At 58.9% G+C, this 24226-nt stretch carries 20 protein-coding genes and 3 pseudogenes; 5 read left to right on the plus strand and 18 right to left on the minus strand.

Annotated features, from left to right (window positions below; translation table 11 throughout):
• Nucleotides 1-126: 126 nt before the first annotated feature.
• The 3 genes from ABZ728_RS21490 to ABZ728_RS21500 all read right to left on the minus strand — a co-directional run bounded on the left by ABZ728_RS21490 (nucleotide 127) and on the right by ABZ728_RS21500 (nucleotide 2982).
• Entirely contained in the window at nucleotides 127-1386 is a 1260-nt protein-coding gene (locus tag ABZ728_RS21490; protein ID WP_366658483.1) for an EAL domain-containing protein, read from the minus strand.
• Nucleotides 1387-1493: 107 nt separating this feature from the next.
• Nucleotides 1494-2588 (minus strand): quinone-dependent dihydroorotate dehydrogenase, encoded by a 1095-nt coding sequence (locus ABZ728_RS21495; RefSeq protein WP_366658484.1) that lies wholly within the window; start codon nucleotides 2586-2588, stop codon nucleotides 1494-1496.
• 34 nt (nucleotides 2589-2622) lie between these two features.
• Nucleotides 2623-2982, minus strand: coding sequence for a DUF952 domain-containing protein (locus ABZ728_RS21500; RefSeq protein ID WP_366658507.1), 360 nt, complete (start codon nucleotides 2980-2982; stop codon nucleotides 2623-2625).
• A gap of 348 nt (nucleotides 2983-3330) precedes the next feature.
• Here ABZ728_RS21500 and ABZ728_RS21505 point away from each other — a divergent pair, with 348 nt between their 5' ends.
• Nucleotides 3331-3528: a hypothetical protein gene (locus tag ABZ728_RS21505; protein WP_366658486.1), complete on the plus strand. Its 198-nt coding sequence runs from the start codon at nucleotides 3331-3333 to the stop codon at nucleotides 3526-3528.
• Here ABZ728_RS21505 and terL read toward each other — a convergent pair.
• The 9 genes and pseudogenes from terL to ABZ728_RS21550 all read right to left on the minus strand — a co-directional run.
• The gene (gene terL / locus ABZ728_RS21510; RefSeq protein ID WP_366658487.1) at nucleotides 3525-5045 is read right to left on the minus strand and encodes a phage terminase large subunit; all 1521 of its coding nucleotides are present in this window, start codon (nucleotides 5043-5045) and stop codon (nucleotides 3525-3527) included. The two genes, ABZ728_RS21505 and terL, sit on opposite strands and share 4 nt — an antisense overlap.
• Nucleotides 5045-5401 carry a hypothetical protein gene (locus ABZ728_RS21515; RefSeq protein ID WP_366658488.1) on the minus strand — a complete coding sequence of 119 codons (357 nt, stop codon included), beginning with the start codon at nucleotides 5399-5401 and terminating at the stop codon, nucleotides 5045-5047. The genes terL and ABZ728_RS21515 overlap by 1 nt, the downstream gene beginning before the upstream one ends.
• Before the next feature lie 37 nt (nucleotides 5402-5438).
• A complete protein-coding gene (locus ABZ728_RS21520) occupies nucleotides 5439-7523 on the minus strand; it encodes a glycosyl hydrolase family 28-related protein (RefSeq protein WP_366658489.1) in 2085 nt (694 codons plus the stop codon).
• Nucleotides 7524-7536: 13 nt separating this feature from the next.
• Entirely contained in the window at nucleotides 7537-8028 is a 492-nt protein-coding gene (locus ABZ728_RS21525; RefSeq protein WP_366658491.1) for a hypothetical protein, read from the minus strand.
• The gene (locus ABZ728_RS21530) at nucleotides 8028-9926 is read right to left on the minus strand and encodes a hypothetical protein (protein WP_366658492.1); all 1899 of its coding nucleotides are present in this window, start codon (nucleotides 9924-9926) and stop codon (nucleotides 8028-8030) included. The genes ABZ728_RS21525 and ABZ728_RS21530 overlap by 1 nt, the downstream gene beginning before the upstream one ends.
• Nucleotides 9926-10516 carry a hypothetical protein gene (locus ABZ728_RS21535; protein ID WP_366658494.1) on the minus strand — a complete coding sequence of 197 codons (591 nt, stop codon included), beginning with the start codon at nucleotides 10514-10516 and terminating at the stop codon, nucleotides 9926-9928. Before ABZ728_RS21535 ends, ABZ728_RS21530 begins: the two co-directional genes overlap by 1 nt.
• A 123-nt stretch (nucleotides 10517-10639) precedes the next feature.
• Complete coding sequence (locus ABZ728_RS21540) at nucleotides 10640-10909, minus strand: hypothetical protein (RefSeq protein WP_366658495.1); 270 nt, start codon at nucleotides 10907-10909, stop codon at nucleotides 10640-10642.
• A gap of 47 nt (nucleotides 10910-10956) precedes the next feature.
• A pseudogene (locus ABZ728_RS21545) lies at nucleotides 10957-11172 on the minus strand (phage capsid protein); the annotation flags it as partial.
• A 222-nt stretch (nucleotides 11173-11394) separates the two neighbouring features.
• Nucleotides 11395-11601, minus strand: a pseudogene (locus ABZ728_RS21550) (transposase domain-containing protein); the annotation flags it as partial.
• On the opposite strand from ABZ728_RS21550, the pseudogene ABZ728_RS21555 reads away from it, so the two are divergent.
• Nucleotides 11588-11788, plus strand: a pseudogene (locus ABZ728_RS21555) (transposase domain-containing protein); the annotation flags it as partial. The pseudogenes ABZ728_RS21550 and ABZ728_RS21555 sit on opposite strands and share 14 nt — an antisense overlap.
• A gap of 581 nt (nucleotides 11789-12369) precedes the next feature.
• Here ABZ728_RS21555 and ABZ728_RS21560 read toward each other — a convergent pair.
• Complete coding sequence (locus ABZ728_RS21560; RefSeq protein WP_366658496.1) at nucleotides 12370-13413, minus strand: oligopeptide/dipeptide ABC transporter ATP-binding protein; 1044 nt, start codon at nucleotides 13411-13413, stop codon at nucleotides 12370-12372.
• Between the two features lies 1 nt (nucleotide 13414).
• Nucleotides 13415-14446 (minus strand): ABC transporter ATP-binding protein, encoded by a 1032-nt coding sequence (locus tag ABZ728_RS21565; RefSeq protein ID WP_366658498.1) that lies wholly within the window; start codon nucleotides 14444-14446, stop codon nucleotides 13415-13417.
• Between the two features lie 156 nt (nucleotides 14447-14602).
• Between ABZ728_RS21565 and ABZ728_RS21570 the strand changes: the two genes are divergently transcribed.
• Nucleotides 14603-15475: a MurR/RpiR family transcriptional regulator gene (locus ABZ728_RS21570; RefSeq protein WP_366658499.1), complete on the plus strand. Its 873-nt coding sequence runs from the start codon at nucleotides 14603-14605 to the stop codon at nucleotides 15473-15475.
• Between the two features lie 57 nt (nucleotides 15476-15532).
• Here the strand turns inward: ABZ728_RS21570 and ABZ728_RS21575 are convergent, their stop codons facing one another.
• The 4 genes from ABZ728_RS21575 to ABZ728_RS21590 all read right to left on the minus strand — a co-directional run bounded on the left by ABZ728_RS21575 (nucleotide 15533) and on the right by ABZ728_RS21590 (nucleotide 20642).
• On the minus strand, nucleotides 15533-17017 hold the full coding sequence (locus ABZ728_RS21575) for a M81 family metallopeptidase (RefSeq protein WP_366658501.1): 1485 nt from the start codon (nucleotides 17015-17017) through the stop codon (nucleotides 15533-15535).
• Nucleotides 17018-17062: 45 nt separating this feature from the next.
• Nucleotides 17063-18013, minus strand: a complete 951-nt coding sequence (locus ABZ728_RS21580) for an ABC transporter permease (protein WP_366658502.1) — start codon at nucleotides 18011-18013, stop codon at nucleotides 17063-17065.
• Nucleotides 18006-18950 (minus strand): ABC transporter permease, encoded by a 945-nt coding sequence (locus ABZ728_RS21585; protein ID WP_366658503.1) that lies wholly within the window; start codon nucleotides 18948-18950, stop codon nucleotides 18006-18008. Before ABZ728_RS21585 ends, ABZ728_RS21580 begins: the two co-directional genes overlap by 8 nt.
• Nucleotides 18951-19049: 99 nt before the next feature.
• The gene (locus ABZ728_RS21590; RefSeq protein WP_366658504.1) at nucleotides 19050-20642 is read right to left on the minus strand and encodes an ABC transporter substrate-binding protein; all 1593 of its coding nucleotides are present in this window, start codon (nucleotides 20640-20642) and stop codon (nucleotides 19050-19052) included.
• Nucleotides 20643-21022: 380 nt separating this feature from the next.
• Between ABZ728_RS21590 and ABZ728_RS21595 the strand changes: the two genes are divergently transcribed.
• Nucleotides 21023-22357 (plus strand): aspartate aminotransferase family protein, encoded by a 1335-nt coding sequence (locus ABZ728_RS21595; protein ID WP_366658505.1) that lies wholly within the window; start codon nucleotides 21023-21025, stop codon nucleotides 22355-22357.
• A 69-nt stretch (nucleotides 22358-22426) separates the two neighbouring features.
• Nucleotides 22427-23692: a hydantoinase/carbamoylase family amidase gene (locus tag ABZ728_RS21600; protein ID WP_366658506.1), complete on the plus strand. Its 1266-nt coding sequence runs from the start codon at nucleotides 22427-22429 to the stop codon at nucleotides 23690-23692.
• Nucleotides 23693-24226 lie beyond the last annotated feature (534 nt).

A 24226-nucleotide genomic window follows, 5' to 3' on the forward strand; every position in this document is an offset into this window, starting at 1 on the left:
CCCGCCTTGAGCGGGGACCTCGCGCGGTGGCTCTGGGGGTTGGAAGACGCGAACCGGGCTCATCCGGCTCGGGGCTCCCGATCGATGTCGGGAGCGATCGGGAAGGCGAAGGTGCTGCGCGGCGGTCTATCGCAGCCGCGGCTCGCCGAACAGCACGCCCTGGCCAAAGTCGATGGGATAGTCCAGCAGCTTGATGACCGTCTGCTCGTCGTCGATATCGTGGACGACCAGATCGGCGGCCACCCGGTCGAGCATGGCCCGCATGTCATCGAACGGTCCGGCACCATGCTGACTGTCGGGCGTAATGCCCTCGTTCTCGGCGTCGGCCAGAAGCCGGTGTGCGGACATTTTCAGAAACCGAACGCCCAGTCCCGTCAGCACACCTTCATCGAGGTCGGAAAGTCCGCCGAAATTCTCCAGCGCCAGACGGATGCCGGCGTCGTGGAACCGTGCGCCATAGGGTTCGAGAATGCGCTGGGTCGATGTCAGCGGACAGTCCGACAGCGTCAGAACGATGCTGCCGGCAAGTTCGGAATTGGCCGTGACGAAATCGAGCATCTCGTCGACGAATGCACCGTCAGACAGCGAGCGAGGCGACAGCCCCGTGAACACACCGACCGCCCGCTGACGGCGCACTGTTTCGCGAATCAGCTGCGCCACCCGGAAAAGCAGTACATTGTCGATCTGCCGGCCGGTTTCCTCGCCGTCAGCGACGCGGCGGAACTGTTCCGGCGTGATGATCGCCCCATCGCCGGTGCGCAGATGGGCGAAGGCCTGATAATGGCGCAGTTTGCGCTGTGGCAGGCTGACGACCGGCTGCAGCGCCAGATCGATGCGGTCACAGCGCACGGCGTCGCGCACCAGGTCGAGCAGATCATCGTCGGCCATGCCCTCGGCCTCGATGATGCGCGACCGCCACAATTGACGGCTCGGCCGTTTGGGCGCGGCCTTGCTGGCGTCGTCGGGCGGCGGCGGTTGCTGGCGCTCGACCCTGGCCAGCACACGGTCGACCATTGCCTGCAGCGTGCGGATTTCGCCGCGGGTTTCGGCGCGCAGGGCTTCCATTGCGCCAGCGGCGGAGGCTTCTTCGAGTTTGCGGATACAATCGCGAGCCAGCGACCGGGCATCGCGGCGAACATCGTCCATTTCCGAGCGTATCGCCGTCTGGTCGAGTTCCACCCGGTCGAGGAAGTCGTCGATCCGCCGTTCGCGGCGATTCCGGGCAGAGATATCGTGGACGAGGGCTCCGCCGAGCACCACCAGCCCGCCAAGCGCGACCCCTACTGGCGGCGTCACGGCTACCGAGAGAAACGGCGCCAGAATCGCCAGCCCCGCCCCGCCCAGGACATAGGCGGCAATCCAGCGCACATGCTCGTTCAACGTCATCAACCGGTTCCCATATCGCAGCAGCGATCGGCTGCCGGACGCACTATGGGCCGCAGTTATTGACACCGAATTAACCACGTAGCGTTACCGGGAAGCATTACCGACCGTCAGGCGGCGTCGACGACGCCCCAGCGCGCGCCGACGGCATTGGCGACGGTCGCATGGCCATTCGTGCGCAGCAAATCAGCCAGATCGCCGCGCATCGACCGGATCAGTCCCGGACCTTCGAAAACCAGGGCCGAATAAAGCTGGACGGCAGCAGCACCGCCGGCAATGCGGTCATAGGCATCGCGGCCGCTTGCGATGCCCCCAACGCCGATCACCGGCAACTTGCTTCCCAGAGCGCCACCCAAGGCGCCGACAAGCCGCCCCTGCACCCGGCCTGCGATGGCCGCCAGCGGACGGCCGCTCAGCCCGCCCGTCTCCACCCGCTCCGGCGCCTTCAGCGACCGTGGACGATCGGTCGTTGTATTCGTCGCCATAACGCCGTCGACACCGCTGTCCAGCAAGGGCGCAACCAGCGCTTCGATATCGGCCGCATCCAGATCAGGGGCGATCTTGACGAAAACCGGCACGCGCCGGCTGCGGGCATCGCGAGCCTCGGTCACGGCACCCAGCAGCCGACGGAGACTGTCGGCTGCCTGCAATGCGCGCAGTCCCGGCGTGTTCGGCGACGAAACGTTGATCACCAGGTAATCCGCAAGATCGGCGAAAGTCTCGACGCCCACACGATAGTCAGCGACCGGATCGTCGGTGCCACGGTTACAGCCCAGATTGACCCCCACCGGTCCCGGCAGGGTGGGGTGCCGTTCGCGCAGCGCCGCGAGGCGTCCCGCCACGCGCGCCGCGCCGTCGTTGTTGAAGCCCATCCGGTTGATGATTGCCCGATCCGCGCTCAGCCGAAACAGCCGGGGCTTTTCGTTTCCCGCCTGCGGCCGTGGCGTCACCGTCCCGACTTCAACGAAGCCGAAACCCAGATCGAACATCGGTGCCACGACCTCGGCATTCTTGTCGAAACCGGCAGCAAGCCCGACCGGGTTGGCGAGCTTCAGTCCGGCGACCGTCGTCGCGAGCGCGCCGTCCGCCTCGCTGGCACGGGGTCGTCGGAGCTTTAATACGCGCGCAGCCCCGCATTTAAGAGCGGTGATCGAGGCGCGATGTGCCGATTCCGGCGGCAATTGCCGCAGCGCCCATGTCATCATCGGCGGGTCTCCCGCCCGGCCGGGTCGAACTGGGTCAATTCCTGTCCCCGGTTTTGTCCCCGGCTTCCGGTGCTGAGGGCAGACCTGGAAGCCGATGCACACCGTCGGGGCCGAGCGGCATGGGATCGGCGGAAATCACCGCCGCGACGGGAAGATGGCCGTAGAGATGCGGAAAAAGGTCCCCGCCGCGCGACGGCTCCCAGACCAGCGCATCGCCCAGCGCGCCGGGATCGACCGCGGCCAGCACCAGATCTTCCTGTCCCTCGAAGTGCAGCGCCGCCGTTTTTGCAACCTGTCCGGCTGCGGATAGATGGATGAAGCCGTCGGTCAGATCGATCGCCGCCCCCCGAAATACACCCTGATCGGCGGCGTCGGTCCATTCCGACCGGCTCATGATCTTGTAAACCGGCGCTGAATTGTCACTGCTGTCTTCGGATCGGGGCATGATTCAAGCTTCCCGTCTGGATTGTGCAAGCGGGACCGGCACAATCGGTGCCCGGTCGCCTGCCGGGTTTATGCGCCCTCGGGCCCGAAGGGTCAACCCGGCGGGCAAGAGTCTGGACTCGCGGCAAGGGAAGGGCCAAACATACGTCAAGACAACATTATTCTATGCATTTTAACTTTATTGCTGATAAACTCGGTTAACGAGAAGCACGGGCGTCGCAGATCGCCCAAACTGTCACTTTCATGCCGTTCGGCTCGTCGATGGCACGCGGCACAATAGTCTAAAGGTGTTTCCGGAATGGACACGAACCTGGGAACGATCTCCACCATGAGCGGGAATCGCGACTCGAGCCGGCGGGACGAGGACATTCGATCGGTCCCCGTTCCGGCGAAACCCTCGGCCGCAATGCTGGCCGAGGGCGCGAGGGCCGGCGGGGTATCGGTCTCAGTCGCCTTCCGCGTGTATCAGGCCATGATTTCCGGACCGGCGCGCTAACGCCGGCCCGGCCCGGCCGCGGCCGGAAGCTGAGCAATACCGGGGCGCCAATCGGGGGAATGCCGATCAGGCCGCGCTTTCGGCCCGGTGCTGCGTTTCAGGCGGACCGGTTCCAGCGACAGGGCACCGGCGACGGCGTCCAGGCCGTCGTCGTGCCCCCTCTGTGCGCCGGGCCGCCATTCGCGCATCTCGTTGATGAACGGCGTATCCCAGACCGACCGATGAGCCCAGAGCGCGCCGGCGGCAAGTAGTGCATCAAAGCTCTCAAGAATTCTGACATCCTTTGGCTTCCGGCTGGTGATTTCCCGAACGGAAACTTTCAGATTACTTTCCTTTATGACCCGGCGCAGCAGGCTGGGCAGGAATCGCCCGACACCGTTGGTTTCAACCGCCACCGAGGGCAGATGCAGCTCGTCGGCCAGCCGAACCACCCCCCTGCACTGCCGCGTCGCTTCGTCTTCCGTGATTTCCGGGGCCTCTGTCGCGTTCAGCCACAAGATGCGGTGGAGATAAAGGCCGCCGTCACTGTCGGCATAAACGACCGCAACGACACTGCCGTCGGCCCGACGGCCGGCGCCGAAAGCCGGGTCCCACCAGCAACTGGCGGAAACCATCCGCGTATCGCCCAGTGCCAGGCGCGCCTGCCCCGAGGCCTCGTGGTACACCAGATCCTGCTCGTAACACCGCAGGCGGTCTGGATCGAGACGGCTGTCGGCGATGTTCACCGGCTGAAGCTGCATCTGGCTTTCGAACTTGTTACCGCCGGTGCGCCGCCTGATGCGATCGATGGTCCGGTCGTCGAATCGTTCCGGCCAGGCGCTTTGCCCATCGGGCAGCACGAGCGGGACTTCCAGACGATCGAAGCCGTCGAGGAACGGCACATCCTCGCCCGCTTCGACCCGCGCCTGTCGCGCGTATAACGTATAATATGTGTGCGGTGTCCCGACATAGAGCTGCAGTCCGCCCGGGCTCAGAACATAGTCCACCTCGTTCAGGCGTGCGCGCAGGTCGCCGCGCTTGACGGCCGTGTCGCAGGTGTTGGGGACCTCCACATCGTCGCAGATCACGATATCGGCGCGGCTGCCCGTGAGGTTGGCCGAAACGCCGCGCGCCAGCATCGACGGGTCGCGCAGTTCCGACCGGCGCGCGACAGTGAACTGATCCGACGCCCATTGATCGGCACGGCGAGGCCGCAGATGCCGGACCGCCGGGTGCCGTTCGATGATCCGCCGGGCGTTGCGCACCATTTTGCGCGCCAGCGACAAGTCGGCCGCCAGCACGAGAATGCGGTGATCGCTGCGATCGAACAGCAGCCAGGCTGCGAACAGGCCGACCAGCGTGGATTTTCCGGAGTTTCGAAAGGCCATCAGCAGCAAATGGCGATCGCCGGCCCGCCACCGCCGCTCCAGCCATTGCGCGATCTGCTTGTGATGGGCCGGCGTCGACTGCCCCTGCAATCGGTTCCACCAGACAACAAACTGGGGGAACCCCAGCGCTGTCTGTCGAGCAGCCGGCATCACCGGTCCTCACCGGCACCAGCGTCGGCGTCGTCTCCGGCCTCGTCCTCGTAATTCGGCAGGGCCTCAAGCTCGGCGTCGATCTCCCGGAGGACCCGGCCCATATCTTCTGTTTCTTCGACGCCCCCACGCTCCGCCGAAATCGCGCGCAGCATCTTCAACAGGCCCTCGTAATAGGCCTGTATCTGCTTGCACGCGGCATAATGCTCCTTCACTGCCTTGGCGCTGGAAAGATCGGGATCGGTCAACGCAAGGTCGACGAGATGGGTTCGCGCGCGGACGATCAGGTCCGGCGCGGCCTCAAGCAGCAATGCCGCCTCGTCGGCCCAGAACCCCTCGAAATCAATCGTTGTCATTGTTATTCCTGTCTGGTCGCCGTTGGGTTGAAAATGCTCAGACGCGGGCGATGATGGCCCAGCCCTGGCCGTCGCTGACGATGGTGGCGGCGTCACCGGCTTCCATCAGGTAAAGATCGGCGCCGTCGGGTCCGGGTCCGTCCTGCTCTGAGATCGCAAGCCCCATCGCGCCGCCGCCCGCCATCTTGATCGTTACGCGGCGGCCGACCGCGCGTTCGTCGGCGGCGTTGGGCAACGAAATCAGCCCCGGCGTCGACGACGGCGCCGACAGCAGATAGACATCGGCATCGAGCGGCAGCGTCTCACCCGGCTCGGCTTCACGCCGGACGCAGCGGGCCCCGGGACGACCGCCGGCGGTCACCCGCCAGGTGCCGCCGTCGGAAACCATGGTCACGGCGTCAAACCGGTCGGCCAGGTACACGGCCCGTCCATCCGGCCCGCCACCGACCCTGTTGGTCACGATCACGGGCGCTGTGGTGGTATCGACCTTCTTGACGGTCAGCACCGCCCCCGGCCATGTGCTGGGATAGGGCAGCCGTGCAGAGATCTCGCCGGCCGTGGCATCTATCAGGTGCAGACTGCGGCTGGCATCCAATGTCACCACTCCGCTCTCCGGCGCCAGGATCTGGGGTTCGTGGTGACGCCACCCGGTCGCGGCGAGTTCGGGTATGACCGTTGCCGCGTCCACGCCGCTCACGACGGTCATGCCGTCGTGTCCGGCCCCGGCGAGCGCCGATCCCGGCCCCTGGCGGCGATGATGAACCATCAGATTGCCCGACGCATAGGCGTGCATGGCAATATGAGGGGCATCGTCGTCCCGCCGCGTCACAATGCCGGTCAGCACGATTCCCCGCGCCCCCGGCCCCAGCCTTATGGCAGGCAAATCCGTCGGCGCCGCCGCCACAAGGCCGGACAAGGTCACGCCTTCTCCTGCGAACTCGATCTGAAGAGCCGGGCCGGCACTGTCCGGCAATGGCACAAGCATCGCATCGCGCACCGTCACGAAAGACGGTGCAGCGGCGTAGGCGCCCGCCAGCCACAAGCCGGGACCGCTTCCCCCCGCCGTGCGAAGGCCCGAAATGCGCGCGCCATGGCAGCGATGCGGGCTCACCGCCTCCAGAATGATGCCGGCTCCGCCCCCCTCGATCATCACGTCTTCGATCACGGGGTCGTCGATGTCGCGCCCGTCGGCCAGTGCCCGGATGGCCGGATCGCCGCTGAACAGCATCAAACCGGCGACCCGGCATCGGCTGCCGCGTATGTCGATCAGAACGCCGCCGCCGGTACGTACCAGCCGGCTCGACGGCCCCTGCCCTACGATGGAGTGCCCGCTTTCAAGGGGGATCGGCTGAGTTACCCGGAATTCGCCCCTTGGCACGTAAACGACGGGCGCCGCCGCCAACGCAGCGAGAAAGGCCGGCGTATCGTCGCCGGATCCGTCGCCGACCGCGCCGAAATCGCGGATCGATACGCGTTCGCCCAGGCGATCCGCCACCGGTCGTTCGACCGCCCCGTCATGGGCAGGCGCATAGCCCACTGCTGCGGCATCCGGGGGGTCGGGTTCCGGTGGCGGGTCGGGGGCGTGGTCCCCGCCGGAATCGTCTCCGGCATTATCGCCACCATCCGTTTCGCCGGCCGTCGGTGTGGTTTCGGAAACGGTCAGATCGCCGGCATCATTGAAAACCAGCGCCTTGTTGCGGCGAACATCGCGGCCCGGCAGAACGAAGGTGCCGGAGTCCTCGTGGACGGGGGCCAGAATGGTGCGGTCCAGCGCATCTGACAGGTCCTGGGTGATGGCCGTCAGCCGGTCGAATTCATCGTTGAAGCTGTCCGCGCGCATGTCACTGCCCTGCAGGAAATCAGTCATTCGGCGGATGCGCATGCGGCGGCGAATGGTGACACGCTCGCCTGCCGCCGGAGCCGACTGGAACACGACGCGTCCACCGTCACTGTTGCCGGCGCCCTCGACCGAATAGCCGTCGTCGATCCGCGCGGCATTGCGATAGACGTCCAGGTCCTCTGCGGCGAAGACCGGGAACGGATAGACGAAGACCGTCTGGGCGCCATCGGCAATGTACTGGATGCGCGGACGCACGGCGGGGACTTGAAGATGGGATTCCATGAACGGCTCCGCGTCAGAAGAAATAGCCGCTTTGGCTGTTGTAGGCTTTGAGTGATCGCTGGGTCTGCAGACGCTGGCGCTGCAGAAGGTTGCTGCGATGAGCATGAGCCAGCCGGTTGTTGACGTCGCCGATCCGGGCCGCAGTGGTGCGGGCCAGGGCGTCGCGCTCGACCAGGCCATCGTCGATCACACCCAGCAGAACGGCTTCGCCGGAGCCGTCGCCGGCCTGCGCGCCCTGAGCGCCGAACCGGGCACGGCGCGCCGCAACGGCGCGGCGGACGGCATCTTTCTTGCGCTTGGCGTCATCGGCACGCTGCCGTTCCAGCGCATCGACCTCGGACTGCGCCTGGGTCCGGGCATGGTGATTGTCGTCGACAATCATCGCTTCGGTCTGGCGGGAAGGATCCGGCGGCGGTGGGCGCAGCGGCTCCATCGCCTGATTGACCATCGAGATCCCGGTGGCAACACCGTTCAGGATATTGGCGGCGGTAACGATAGCACCCATCAGTCATTGACCTTCAGTTCTGTGGTGACGGACAAGAGAGCGAACGGCAGCGGCGTATCCTGCTCGATGCGCCAATGCGCTTCGGTCGCGCGCCGGCGCCAGCCCAGATGGCGGACCGTCCGGTCGCCGGTAAACAGGGAGGGTGGCGCGTCGAAGCCGGTGCCCGCACCCATTCGGCGCAAGGGGACGTCACGCACGCCGCCGCCGGTGTCGAGCATGAGCGATGCGGTATCGATCAGGCGGAACATCGTGCGCACCGGCCGCATGGCGGCGCCGGTCCCGCCAGCCTGCGATTGAGGCAGGAAAGGCGGCAGCGGTTCGATCTCATGCGCATAGGGTAGCCCCACCAAAACGTCGCGCGCGGCAATATCCAGTTCCACGGCACCGTCGATCACCTGATGCGCCCCCCGATCGACGCCGTCGGCCAGCACCCGCACGGTCCTGCCTTCCAGATGTCCAAGACCCGACCACCGATGCACCGGATCGCTTGCCATGCCGCGCAGGAAACTGTCGAGCAGGACGGTGTCGTCGATGACCTCGATCGACGTGCCGCCGGCCCGGGTCACCGCCACATAAACGTCACCTGCGACCACGGCGACCGACTGAACGAGGCCGTCCGTCACCAGTTCCGTCCAGGCGGTCACCTGCTCTTCTCGATAGGCGGTCAACAGCGCCATGCGGCCATCCGCCGTCACGACGAACAGAATGCGCCGGACCGGATCGAAATCCTGATCTATCGGCTGACCCACGAGATCGCGCACCAGCAGCGCCAGATCGGTCGAGCGATAGGCCTGTTCGGCATCAGCGTAGAGGAACTCGCGGATCTGCCCGCCTTCCCGGGAAACGAACAGCGTCGCGCCTTCGACGTCGCGCGGCGGCACGAAACGCGATGTCGGCGAGCCGATGCGCGTCTGCCGGCGAATCTGCACCCGTTCCGGCGTGACCGGATCGCCGGTCACCATCCATTCGGCGCCCGAGGTGAAAACCTGCAGGTGCCGGCCGGAAAAGATCGCCCGGATCGCGTTGACCTGATCGGACAGGATCGGAAAATCGATGCCCTGATCGTCGAGCCCGTCGCCAAGGCCGAAATGCCAGATGTCGCCCGAGCGGGACATCCACAGGTTGTTCGGCATGTCCCGCGAACCGCCGACCACCAGGCGGTCCTGATGAAACGTGACGGTGGCCGGCCAGCCGCGCGCCTCTGTCCAGGCCGCCTCGTCCCAATCCACCGTCGCATAGCGCGAATGCAGTGTATCGATTACCTCGGCCGTTGCCCGTGTCGCGCTCATGATGCTGACCACGCGAACCTCCCGGCCCCGCAAACGGAAATGGGCGCCGACATGGCCCTGTGTGAACAAGGGCACGCTGGCGTAAAGGAACATGGTTCCCGTCGTCGACGATCCGCGCAGCGTGACGTCGGGGTCGGCGAACCGCTTGAAGGGCCCGGTATAGTGATCGTCGCGCTTCACCGGCCATTGGGTCAGCGACCAGTTCTCTGCATCGTCGCGTATCAGGCGGCGCGGCGGATGATCGGGATGGCACACGAGCAGCGTATCCGCGCTTTGCGTCCACGAGAACCGGAACAGGTCCTCGCCCGACCAGGGCGTCGCCACGGTCGCGATCAGCGCGCCGCCGCGAAAGATCGACACTTCGCCGTCGGTGAAGGCGAGCAGGTAGTGCTGCTTGATGTTGAACTCGAAGGCAACCAGCCGTGCCGGGCCGCCCAATCCCTCGACGTACCGCAAACCGCCACGCCGGACGATGCCGCCCGTCGGCTGGATGAAGACATTGCGAAGCCGCGCCGCGCCATTGCCGAAGGCCCGCAGATCGCCGCGGCCCAGCAGATTCCGCGTGACTGCGCCGCCAGTGAAGTTCGATTGAAGATGGCGGATTCGCATTACCGGCCTCCGGTCCAGCCGGCGCGAACCTCGATCAGCGGAAACGACCGGATCGCCTGCGTCGTCGCCTGCTGGCTATCGATCTGACGGGCGCGCCGGATTTCGTCATCGGCGGCCTGGGCCAGCATCCGCGCCCGCGTCGGGCTTTCGGTCAGCGAAAGACAGAATTCCGCCGCCAGCCGCGCGATCATCACCTGGTCGAAATAGGACGGCGTGTCCTCTTCGTCGGGGCGATAGATATAGGTCAACACCGGCGACGGATGTTCGGCCAGCAACTGACGGCCGGCGATCGCGAACGGCTCGGTGTCGGCCCTGCTGCTGCCGCTGCCAAGGCCCACCGCCCGCAGAAAACGGTCCGGAAGCTGATAAGCGTATGGATATCCCGCGGCCGGCGCCGTCGGCAGGCGATTGAGCTTCAGATATGTCGTGGCGAAACGCCACGGATGCGATGCAAGCTGGGCATCGCGCACCGGGGCATAGAGTGCCGACGCGATCTCCGCTTCGGCGGCGGAATCGTTGAAGCTGGAAATCGCTTCAGCACCCAGCTTCAGGAGTGCCCTGGAACACAGGGCAACGGCGGACAAGGCCATGACGGGCGGTCTCCCCATATTGTTGCCGTTCTTCGCCGGCCGGAACCGGAATCCCTGCCCGGTGGACTGGTGCGCAGGAGCGTGTCTCGGGACGGGGATTCCGGTAGTTTGCAGGGACGCGGATCAGAACAGGGCGTCGGTCCGGACCTCGGCGCGCCTGGCGACGCGGACCCGGAAGATGCCGCCACCCGTCGGGTCGGTTTCTGCCGGATCATCCGCATTCACGGGGTCAACGACGATCAGATCGTTCGACCGCAGGATTTCACCGGCGCTGGCGAGATATTCGTCGAGCGTGCGGTGGCGGTCGGCCTGTGCCGCATCGGGCTTGAAATGCCAGAGGGTAAACCCGTTGGCATAGGCAAGGACGCTCAGTCGGTCATCGAGATAGCTCATGGTCGCTCCGGATCCGGGTTCGAACTGGGCAGGCGAATGGCCGACGATCATGATTCCGCGCTGGGCATGGCGACGACGCCGGTCGGGTCGATCAGAACGGCCCCCTGACTCATCATCGAATTGACAAAGTGGGCAGCCCTGTCACCGTGCCATGTGATGTCGGTCTCGACATCCGCGCCTGATGCGTGGCCGACGGCCGTCTTGTGGTACCAGAAGCACTGGCGCTGGCCGCCGGTGACCGGCAAGCCGGAATGGGGCATCCACTGCGGGCAAATGCGAAAGCGCGGAAATCTGCGGTTTTTTTGTGCTGTCTGGCGCGTATGTTGTCGTATTGTTCTACTGGTTACTGCACCATGACTGCACCAGAGTGGGCGAACGTCGCGATTGGCAAGCCGGTTCCCAAGATGCCAAACCGAACTCAGATACGACCGGGTTGGGCAATTGATCACTACGACGTCAACGAATGTAAGCGCGACGGCGCTCCCCTATGCGGCAAGGCTTGACGGCTGATCGAAGTGCCAGGGCATCAGGTCTTCGATGGCCTTTTTGGGATGACCGTCGAGGATGGCGCGGAGGGTGGCGGCGATGTAGTCGACCGGGTTCACATCGGACATCTTGCAGGTGGCGACCAGCGAGGCGAGCATGGCCCAGTTTTCGGCGCCGATCTCGTTGCCTGCGAAGAGCGCATTCTTCGCCGGGCATGACGAAGGCGGCCGAACCTGGGGCCGCATCGCCTCGCTCATCGAAACGGCCAAAATGAACGGCGTCGATCCCTATGCTTACCTGAAGGCCACGCTCGAAGCGCTCGCAGAGGGGCATCCAAAGAACCGGATCGACGAACTGTTGCCCTGGAACTACAAAGCGCCGTCAACCCCATAATACCGTGGGCCGCAGGCACCGCTTACACCCTGCAGAACGGCATAACGCGGTCAACTATGGGTTGATATCCATCTGACAGAGGTGAGCGAGGATCTGGCGCCGATGACCGTGGGCACGGGTATTCAGGGCCAGTGCTGCGTGAAAACGCTGCCAAGTGGTACGCAGGCATCCCGACGTGGGGCATGCGGCGCCAGATCGACTTGTCACGTTGGCCGACGCCGGCTGTTGGAGCTCCGAAATGCTCGCCGTGACCGGCCGTGTATGAGAGGCTGAAGAAACGCCACGCTGGCAGAGCCAAATCGTGAAGCCGCGATGGGGCCGCAGATTAGCGACAACGGCACCGAGTTCACGTCGCGCCCGATCCTAGCCTTCCCCTGAAAGGCCATCGATCGTATTTGCGTGCGCTGGTTATCCGTTGATCTCTGGCGCCGCTATCCATTTGTTTGCAATTCGATGCCCCATGAGGAGGACGGCGGATACGTAAGAGCAGGTTCTCAGAGACGCAGATAACCTGCACTCTATGGTGCCCTGGAACTACAAAGCGCCGTCAACCCCATAATACCATGGGCCGCAGGCACCGCTTACGCTCTAAGCGGCTGAGCTTGATCAAGGGGAAGCGTCTGTGCAACGCCGTCCGGATCGAACTGTGTCATTCCGGACGGCACTAAGTGGCACGCCGACATGCGTCCCTCGTCGATCGGAATCAGTGGTGGCTGAGTGGTTCTGCAAAGCTCCCTCGCATATGGGCATCGAGTGTGGAACCGGCATCCCGTCGGCGGATTGATGGGGCTCGGCACATCACCCTTCACCACAACCCGTTCTCGAGGCGCTCCAACCCGGGCCCTCGGAATGGCCGACAATAGTACACGCGTATAGGGATGCAGAGGATTCGCGAAAACGGTCTTCTTATCTCCGATTTCCATGATCTGACCAAGGTACATTACGGCGACACGGTCGGAGATATGTCGCACCACGCTCAGATCATGCGCAACAAAAAGATATGTTAACCCGAATTGACTTTGCAGATCCTTTAGGAGATTTACGACCTGCGACTGGATCGAAACGTCCAGCGCAGAAACAGCTTCGTCGCACACGACGAAGCGCGGATTGAGAGCGAGAGCCCGAGCAATCCCAATTCTCTGGCGCTGTCCTCCCGAAAATTCATGAGGAAATCGGGTTGCATGATGAGTGGCAAGTCCGACGACGTTGAGAAGTTCGTGGAGCTTCTTGTTCTGGGTGTGGCGATCCAGCCCCGCGATGTCCATAGGTTCCCGGATCAACGCGTCCACCCGCATCCGAGGATTCAGCGATGAATAAGGATCTTGGAAGATTATCTGAAAATTCTTACGCCTGTGTCTTAGCTCCCGACCTTGAAGTGTCGCTATATCTTCGCCGTCGAACAGAATGCGGCCGCGCGTGGGGTCAAGCAACCGCACCAGAAGTTGGCCTACGGTTGATTTTCCGCAGCCGCTCTCTCCAACCAACCCAAGAGTTTCTCCCTCGCGAATGGTCAGATCGATCCCATCAACCGCTTGGACTACTTCGTGTTGACGGCCGAATATGTCGGACGCTCCCGTGGGAAAATATTTTGCAAGACCTTGAACATTTACGAGTTCTTCCGCCATTTTATCGCTCCGGCTCAAACGCATTTTTAGACGGCACTGTATAGCCAAATGGCGCTATACATGCTGTCTGGTGCTGGCATTTCAACGCCATCAACGGCGGGTCGATCTGGGTACATGCATCACGCGCCGCCGGGCACCGCGGGTGGAAGCGGCATCCTTTTGGAAGATTCTGCGGGCTGGGAACCGTACCTTCGATCGTCTTCAATCGCACGACATCCTCATCCAGCGGCGGTATGCTAGCTAGCAGGCCCTTCGTGTAAGGATGAGAGGGACTGTTGAATATTTCAGCGCTTGACGCCATCTCAACCGCCCGCCCGGCGTACATCACCATGATCCGGTCGGCGAACTCGGCAACCACTCCCAAGTCGTGCGTTATAAGAATGATCGCCAAGCCCAAGCGTTCCTGAATATCACGCAACAGCTCGAGTATTTGAGCTTGTATTGTGACATCAAGCGCGGTGGTTGGTTCGTCCGCGATTAGGATCTTCGGATCACACGCGAGCGCGATCGCGATCATGACGCGTTGCCGCATCCCACCGGAAAGTTGGTGAGGATATTCATCAATGCGCCTACGCGGTGAAGGAATACCGACCAAACCTAGGAGATCGATTGCTCTCTCTCTAGCCGCGCGGCGGCTGAGGCCCTGATGCAGCCTCAGCGATTCCATGATCTGATTGCCTACAGTAAACACCGGATTTAGTGATGTCATGGGTTCCTGAAAGATCATGGATATTTCATTCCCCCGTACTCGACGGAGTTCCGCATCACTCATTTCCAATACATCGCACCTACCCAACGCAACGGATCCGCTGGAAACACTTGCTCCATTCGGCAATAACCTCATCAAAGATAGCGCTGTAATGCTTTTTCCGCTACCTGATTCGCCAACAACGCCAAAAACCTCTCCTTCCATAAGTTCAAAAGAGATATTCTCAACCAAGCTGGTCCTAGAACCATCTTTTTCAAAATCAACAGATAGGTTATGCACGGATAATAACGTGCTCATATGATCATTCTTGCCTTCCAATCTCATTTTTCTTCCCCTATATCACAATCACCGTTGTTATAACATAACGCAGAGTGACCAATAATTCTACATAGGTTAGGCCTTGAACGTATCGTGGCATACAGTATATATTATACACCCAGATTCCACTGTCGATAACGAATCGATGACCAAGGATATACTATGACGGACGCTCCACCGAGTTTCACCAGTAGAATGGAATCCTGCTATTTGACTTTGCCGCCACGCCTTAAGAAGGCAGCAACTCATTTAATGGCGCACGCTGACGATGTTGCGCTTTACTCGATGCGTGACGTTGCCGTAGATGCCAACGTCCATCCGTCGACAATGGTTCGTCTTGCAAAAGTTCTCGGATACTCGGCCTACAATCCCATGAAGAAGGAATTCAGGGAGTGGTTTCGAGGCAATGAACGATTTCTCAATAGAGCCCGCGATCTTCAGCACTTGGGCTCCGCCAGCAAAATCGTTGGGCATATTCTGGACCAGGAAGCCTCCAACTTGGAGGGGCTGCGCACGTCCCTCAGTTCCAACAACGTAGCCGCGTGCATCGATCTTCTGGAAAGTGCAAGAAAACTCTTCGTTATCGGACTTCGCAGTTGTCATCCCCCGGCCTTCCAATTTGCCTATGCCTGCGGTATGGTGCGTCCCAATGTCCATCTGGTGCACGGTAGCGGGGGCACCTTTGGAGACGAATTGCGCTCGATCGGACCGGAAGACGCGCTTCTTGCGGTGACCTTTGCCCCGTACACTTCGGCGACGGTACATGCCATTGAATTCGCTGCCGAACACGACGCGCAGGTGATTCTGATCACCGATACAAATATGTCGCGCATTGCTCGTCTGGCATCTCATGTGCTTTCGGTTTCGAATTATGGTCCATCTCTCTTTCATACGACCGTACCTGCAACAACCCTTGTGCATGTATTAATCGCCATGCTTGTCGTTAAGGGTGGGCAGAATGCAATCGACAGCATTGCCCGTAATGAAGAACAGTTGCGGCGCTTTCATGCCTATGAAGATGACGTTGCAGGCTAGGAAGACCGCTCCATGTTGGCTGGTGATGGTCTGCCATTTTGGCTGAGTTGGGCGCTGCTAGCGCTCTGCCCTGTCAGCGAACGGATACAGGTCGCCTGTTTTAACGTGCTGGTATGGAAGCGTTTTTAAATCTGCTGGTCCCCAGTCAGGCGTATCGATGACCAGAATCTCGTCTGCCAGCGGCTCATAGACGGCGCGGAAGTGTGTTTTGGATCGCAGCACGATGATATCGAAGTCGATGGCGTTCAATCCGAACGCTTTGAAGCAATCTTCGTCTATGGCACTCTTGCTGTAAGTTGTTATACTGACCACAATGCCGCCCGCGTTTATTACTGCGGTCGCTCCGAGATTGATCGTATTGCCATTATCCATCGGTCCGGATACTTTGTAGACGAGATCACCGGCCCACAGTACTTCGCCTTTCAACGTCACTGGACCGCCGGCACGGTCACACGATTTTCCTCCGACTGCTAGTTCGACAATGCTGCCTACTCCTGAAGCAACAGCTTCCGCGGCTGCTTCTGGATCCCATAGGAATGGTACCGCAGCGTTACGCGCTCCTTGTTTCTGAAGCTCTCTGAGGACATAAGTAGAGTCGTTCAGACGGTCGGCGTGCTCAAGGATCACGATTGGCTTCGCAGCATCTTTGACCTTCGTCATCGCGGCGGTTACGCCTTCCTGAAGCCCGTATACATGGAATGGATTGGCGATCTGGCGTCTCAGCTTCCAAATTTTGTCCGCAAATTCATCGGCCACTTCATCGGCCGATTGTTTGTTCTGGGCGTTCGCCGTGACGACGACCGAGAATCCGCAATTGGGCACGTCGGCGTAGCTAAAACCGGCGAAGACCGAGACATCCACGTACTCATCGGAGGTTTCTTGGAGCCGGCGAGCATCCTCCATCACATCTGCAAGCGGCCGAAGATTCGTTGCACTGAAGATGCTTGGAATCATCATTGGCGGTTTCCGGATAGCCAGGACCGGCTCAATTTCGCCCTTGATATATTTGACGAGGCAAGAGGCTGCCCGTTCGCCGGTTTCGCCCATATCAGTATGCGGAGACCTCCTATACCCGAAGAAGCCATGGACGCCCAAGATGCTTCTTTCGTCCAGATTGGCGTGATAATCGAGAGCCATTACGAGCGGCATGTCCGGTCCAATAGCCTTGCGTACGAGATGTGTAATGTCGGCATCGGGGTCTGTTCTGGTCGGCGTGGTCATAGCGCCATGCACATGCAATAGAACGCCGTCGATCTCGCCCGCGACCTTCTCCAGCCCTTCTTCTATCTCATTCGTATATCGGGCGAATGCGTCTTCGGAGCAGGGACCGGCGGCCCCGAGCTGTGTGTGAACTATGCCGACCGGCTCCCAACCCACTTGGTTGAGGATCTTAATGAAGCCGCCGACTACGGTATTCGTGTTGCGGTACCGGGCTTCAATCTGATCGCCACGCACGGCGCATCTTTCAAAGTCTTCTATTGTCGACTCATTCGGTAAGAAGCTTACCGATTCCAAAGACATCCCCAATATCGCAATACGCATAGTCGATCTCCCTGAGCTTAGGATAAAGTTGTTAGTCAAAGGGTATTAGCTGCCGGCCTTGTCGCTTCCTTGCGCGCGACTGGCGATATCGCGCGGGTCAAATATGTCGCGTAGAGAGTCGCCGATCATATTGAACGCAAGAACGGTAATTGTAACGGCAATACCAGGGAATATCGCGAGCCACGGCGAATGCATAATATTATTGATACCGTCTCGGATCATGTTGCCCCAACTGGGCGCCGGCGGTTGAATCCCAAGCCCAAGAAAGCTTAGCGCTGCCTCATCGCGAATTGCACCAGCTATGCTGAGCGTACCCATTATTATGAGAGGCCCTATAATGTTCGGCAGAATGTGTCTGATCATGATTCTGATATTTCCGGCTCCAAAAGTTTGGCTTGCCTTCACATAATCCAGCCCCTTCAGCACCAGTGTGGAACTTCGCGCTAGGCGGATGAACAAGGGTATCTGCGAAAGACCGATGGCGATGACAACGATCTGTGGCCCTGAGCCGAGCAATGTCACAATCATTAAGGCCATAAGTAGCGACGGAAACGATAGCATAATGTCCACAAACCACGAAGTAATTCGGTCTGTCCACCCCATTAAGTATCCGGAAATTATTCCGATCGGCACTCCGATACCCATCGCAAATAGTACAGACAATACGCCTATAATTATTGCAGGGCGCGTTGCATAAATTATTCTGCTAAATATGTCCCGGCCAAATTCGTCAGTACCCAGCCAGAATGCAGAACTCGGTCCTTGAGATCTGTTAATCATCGACTGCTCAGTTGGGCCGTATGGAGCTAGAAGCGGCGCAAATATGGCAATAACACAAAGTACAAACACGAACGTTATCGCGACAAGCGCCGTTTTATCCCGCGCTACTATTTCCCATGCCGCTAATGTTGATTGGGCAACACGTTTTACGACACCCTTATCGCCGAATGCCCCGGACTCCTGGTCGGAATTTACGTCTATGGGTCGGTCACTCATAATTCACCCTTGGGTCAATCACAGTATAGATGATGTCAACCATCAGATTCACGATCACGATGATGAATGAAAATACCATAAGTCCGCTTTGTATCAATGCGTAATCTCTTTGCGAGATTGCACCGATTAGCAGCTTCCCCAACCCCGGACGGTTAAATACTGTTTCGGTGAGGATGGCTCCGCCGAGAATCGTACCGGTATATAAACCCATAGCGGTGACAACTGGAATTAGGATGTTTCTCAGCACATGCTTGAAATTGACCACACGGTCGGCGAGACCTTTTGAATATGCGGTTCTGACATAATCCGAGTTGATATTTTCGAGCATGCTGGATCGCGTAAGACGCGTTATGAACCCAGCCTGAATCAATCCCAGGCTGACCGATGGAAGGACGAGAAGGTGCAAATGGCGCACAATTCCGGCATCCGCGTCTGGTGTGTGGACGATCGGAAAGAGCCCTAGTTGCAGTGAGAAGATGAGCAGCAAAATAACCGCCAAGTAGAATGCGGGGAACGAGAATCCGATCAGAGCAAATATTCTGCCGGCATAGTCGGAAACGCTGTTCCTATGCAGCGCCGTCCACACCCCTAAGGGAATGCCTATGACCGCCCCAACCACCATGGACGCAAGGGCAAGACTTAATGTGTAGGGGAAGGCGGTGGCAATCTCTCTCGCAACAGACCTTCCGGTTATGGTGGAAGTACCGAGGTTGCCACGAACTAGCTCACTGAGAAAAGCTCCGTACTGCCCCAGTAGGGGGCGGTTCAGGCCAAGCTGCTCCCGAAAACGCTCTAATGCGGCATCGCTCGCGTGATCGCCCAGCATGACCATTGCAGGATCTGATGGAATAACCCGCATGGCGAAAAAAACGATAGTTGCGACTGCCCACATTACGAACAGTGCCGAGAGGACGCGCTTGAATACATAGATGCGCATAAGCCTACCGCTATCAGGATGAAGATCGGAATGCGTACGCTGGTCGGCGTATACCGTCGAGCCGGTAGCGCGGATATGGATCCGCGCTACCTATTGTCGTTATTCTGCCAGCAACTGCGTTTCGTGGGTGAACGAATAGAAAGAATAGCTTTTCTGTTCGTGGCCCAGGTCGAGCAGTGGACTACGTGCAAGCGCGTAATTGCGTACGAACAAAGGCTGAACGATCGCATCTTCCATAATACGGTACTGAGCCTCTTCCCAAAGCTCTATCTGTCGGTCGACATCAAGTTCGAACTGGGCCTCCTCGATCAGATCGTCAATTCCATCAAGTATTTGACCATAGTGGGTGAAGTTGGTGACGGCTGTGTCTGTTCCGATAGCCGAATCAGAATGATAGAACTGGGTCAAATAGACGGTACCTGTCAGCGGATAGCGAAACGCTCCATAAATTACGATCGGATTGACGTTATCCCGAATCATGCTGTGGTAGGTAGGATGATCGACAACGTCTAGGCTTACGTCGATACCAATTCGACGCCATTGCTCCTGCAATACCTGCATTGGCGGCAGGTATATGTTCGAGTTGCTGATCACCATCTCGAATTCGAGGCCATCTTCGTACCCGGCCTCAGCTAGGAGCTCTGCGGCGCGATCGGGATCGTAATCGTATTGCGGGATATCCGTCGTGTGACCCACATAACCTTCGGCGAGTGGACTGGTTTCAGGCGTAGCGACATCCTCGCCCAGGAACTGAATTAGTTCCCGACGATCAATTCCATGGGACAAGGCTTGGCGCACACGGATGTCGTCGAGGGGTTCACGACTCATATTATACATTATCATAAACATGTTAGCGGGCGCAGTAAGATCGACCTCGAAACCTTCATTACGTAGCCTGTCGACCCAATTTTGGTCTGCCGGAATATCAATTGCGTGAACTTCTCCAGCGCGTAATGCGAGCTCACGCGGGTTGCTCTCTGACATAAAACGGTAATCAATTTGCTCGATAATGGGCTCGCCGCGCCAATAATCGTCGTGGCGAGCCATTGTTACCCCTTGCCGTGGCTGGTAATTTTCCACCATGAACGGACCTGTTCCAACCGCTTCTGTGCGCAGGTCGACCCCGTCCTCTATGGCTGCCTTTGAAACGATGAATCCCGACTGATAGTCGGCCAGAAGCGATACCAGATCGGCTGTCGGCACGTTCGTAACGATCTCGACAGTGTAGTCGTCTACTACGTTGACCTCGTCGATTATCGAAATATTTTCGGCAAAGGGCGAACCCACATCGGGATCGAGCACACGCTCAATGGAAAACTGAACGTCGTCGGCTGTGAATTCGCCGTAGCCGTGATGCCACTGCACACCTTCGCGTAGTGTAAAGGTCCAGACAAGGCCACTTTCGTCTGTCGACCAGTCGGTCGCCAATCCGGGCTGGAGGTTTTCGGCATTCATGGCCCCATCGGGCATCAGAACCAGAGCTTCATAGACGGACTTATAAATCGCGAACTCGCCCGTACCGACGGAAAAGTGTGGGTCCATGGTACCAATATCATCGACACCGCTCGCGATCCGCAATATTTGATCGTCTGCTCGCTCTGCCTCAGCAACTGATGCAAATGAAACAGCAAACCCGAGAACCAAAGGTCCCAAGGCCAACAAAGGCGATTGATGCACGCGATATAGATTCATTAATTTATTCTCCCTGTTCATCGATGGTTAGCTAAGCAATCGACGCATTTCATATAGAATATGCGATGACAGTGCCACCAATAGGTACCTTGTTACGTTCTTTATTTTCTGAAGGCGGCCGGAGCCCAAAGCTGAGCCCTGATCCGTCACTGCAATCGCAAGCGGCCATACGTTCCCTTAGGTAACTTACCGTAGCGGCTTCAAAGCCGACTTGCAACAGATGTGTCATTGGCGTTAGGATTGAGCCAAATGTTTTTTCTGAGATAATCGCACAACAGCGAGCCCCCTATAACATTCCAGAAACACGGGGCATTCCTTCCCGTCCTCACTTGCCCAGCCAATTCGCTCACACCCCATCCGACAGCCTTAGGTTGATATCTATGACATCGGTTTTTCATCGCTATCCTCGCGTGAGCCTTGCCACCGCAGCTAAGGGCGACGGTATTCATATCGTCGATTCGGAGGGAAAGCGCTATCTCGATGCGTCGGGAGGAGCTGCTGTTTCCTGCCTCGGGCATAGCCACCCAAAAGTGATCGAGGCGATTAAACGACAGTTAGATGATATCGCTTACTGTCACAGCGGATTTTTCACAAGTACGGCTATGGAAGAATTAGCGGAATACTTAGTTGTACGATCCCCAGGCGTGTTGCGTTATGGGAAAGTATATTTTGTATCTGGAGGCAGCGAAGCAATGGAGGCGTCGCTTAAAATGGCGCGTCAGTATTTCCTTGAGATTGACCAACCGCAGAGGCGCCATATAATAGCTCGCCGTCAGAGCTACCATGGCAATACATTGGGAGCGCTTGCGACCGGTGGAAACGTGTGGCGACGAACTCCGTTTGAACCGTTGTTACCTGAAGTCCATCACATTTCACCGTGTTATGCATATCGGGATTGCCGCAACGATGAAACTGAAGAGGAGTATGGCCGCAGGGTCGCCGACGAATTGGAAACGGCAATATTGGAATTGGGCTCAGATACCGTCATGGCGTTTGTAGCGGAGCCGGTTGTTGGCGCAACCATGGGTGCTGTTCCGGCGGTTGACGGCTACTTCAAACGTGTCCGCCAAATCTGCGACCGCTACGGGATTCTCCTTATTCTCGATGAGGTTATGTGTGGAATGGGACGAACTGGTACGCTATTCGCCAGTGAGCAAGAGGGCATAGTGCCGGACATCGTCCTGACCGCCAAAGGACTCGGAGCGGGTTATCAGCCTATAGGCGCGGTACTCTGCACAGATGCGATCTACAACTCTATTGTTGAGGGAACCGGATTCTTCCAGCACGGTCACACCTATATGGGTCACGCGACAGCATGCGCGGGTGCACTTGCCGTACAGAAAGTGATCGATGAGGAAGGCCTACTCGCTGAGGTGCGTCGGCTGGGCGGAATTCTAGATCATGCCCTGAACGACAGGCTTGGGAATCATAGCCATGTCGGCAATATTCGCGGACGCGGATTGTTCAAGGGCATAGAACTGGTGCGAGATAGATCGGAAAAGGAGCCCTTTAATCCGGATATCAAGCTGCATGCACGCGTTAAGTCAGAAGCCATGGCACGCGGACTAATGTGCTATCCCATGGGCGGAACTATCGACGGAGAGTTCGGAGACCATATACTGATAGCGCCTCCGTTCATTGTTAATGAACAGGATATCGGAGATGCTGTGGACATTTTAGCGAATTCGATAGAGGCAGCAATAAAGAGTGCTTAATGGATGTCAGTCCACGAGCATGAACGTGAATCAGATATAATCCAGCATAAATATGGGAATAATCTAGCCATGAAGGACGATAGTTTTTCTTATGCAATTCGTTTGCTGGATGGCTTGCAGCACGAAACGGCTGACCCGGACGGCCTTGGAATTACTCGCGTTGCTTACGGTTCAGGAGAGATATTTGCCCACGAACTTTTCGCTTCTCTAGCGCGCGAAATCGGGGCCAAGGTAGATGTCGACGGCGCCGGAAACACGATCGCCCAACTTGAAGGGTCTGACCCGTCTTTGCCTGTGGTCGTGACAGGTAGTCATTTAGATAGCGTTCGACAAGGTGGAAATTTCGATGGGGCGGCTGGTGTCGCGGCCGGGTTGCATTGCTTAAAGCAGGCGGTGTCACAACCGGGAAAACGGGGGCTCTGTGTTGTGGCCTTTCGCGGCGAAGAGAGTTGTTGGTTTCCTCATTCCTACATCGGATCAAGAATGGCGCTTGGACAACTTCCTGCGGAGCAGCTTGACCGACTCGTTCGCTCCGATACCCAACGTACTCTAGCGTCACACATTGATGAATGCGGTTTTGATTCCGATGCCGTGAAAAAGGGAGTTTCAATTCTAACGCCCGAGAATGTCGACAGCTTTTTTGAAGCGCATATCGAACAAGGGCCTGTACTCGAGTCAAAGAACATACCGGTAGGTGTCGTGCTGGCCATTGCTGGCGGAAAGCGATTTAGGGACATGACAGTGACGGGTGTGTGGGCGCATGCTGGCGCGGAACCCAGACGCTATCGGCATGACGCAATGGCGGCGACGGCGGCTTTCATTGAACGGGCCAATCAAGCCTGGAAACAACTCGAAGCCGAAGGGCACTTTCTGCTGATAACATTTGGCGTCGTACAAACTGACCCAGAGCTGAATGCCTTCAGCCGAATTCCCGGAAAAGTTAATGTCACCATCGATATTCGCGCCATTCAGTACGACGCGCTTCAACTCATTATGAACAGACTGAACAGTCTGATGAATTCGATTTCTGAGGAGTTCGGTGTACAATTTCACATGATGGAAGATTCAGGGCCACCAATTCGGCCAATGGACGAAGAGTTGATCAGCCTGCTGCAGTCGTCGGCGAAACAATCAGGTGTTGCGAATCATTTGATGCCCAGCGGCGCCGGGCATGACGCTGCCGCGTTTTCAGAATTAGGAATCCCGACCGGCATGATATTTATTAGGAATCAGAATGGCAGCCACAATCCGGATGAAGGAATGAGAGTCGATGACTTTCGAATCGCCTGCGATCTTCTGAATAGAGCGGTTACAGATCGTCGGAATCGCGAATAATTGCATAAATCGATGCCGTATTGGAGAACTCGTTCCATCTGTCGGCGTAGCTAGTACTGACGTGCTCCCCGTCTTTGGACCGCCCCGGGCGGGAACTTCCGGGCGTGGGGAACACCCAGCGCGCCGCTGAGTCATCTCGATCAGGCCCGGTTCATCCCCACGGGCGTGGGGAACACTGTTACGGGAACCTGCTGATTGTACTCTATGATATCGGCTGATCACGAGCCACCGGTTTCGAGAGGTCATTCCGGTGCGGATTTCACCGGGCCGTCGGGGTCCGCCTGCTAGGGCAGGAACGCCGATACGATCAACCTTCCCAATCCTCCGGAATGCGCCGATTTTCGCTGGCGATCCGGACCGCGAAACCCAGTTCGACGTTGGCATCGGGTTCTATCATGACGGCCTCCCCGTTCCCGGGAATTCCTCGATTTCTACGTAAGCGGAGCCTGCGGCCCATGTTTTCCGGATTGAGGTATTGTGAGAAGACGTTGGGAAGGCTTGATTGTTATGGAGTTTCTCCATGGAGCACTCAAC

Source organism: Fodinicurvata sp. EGI_FJ10296, from assembly GCF_040712075.1.
Taxonomy (GTDB): domain Bacteria; phylum Pseudomonadota; class Alphaproteobacteria; order DSM-16000; family Inquilinaceae; genus JBFCVL01.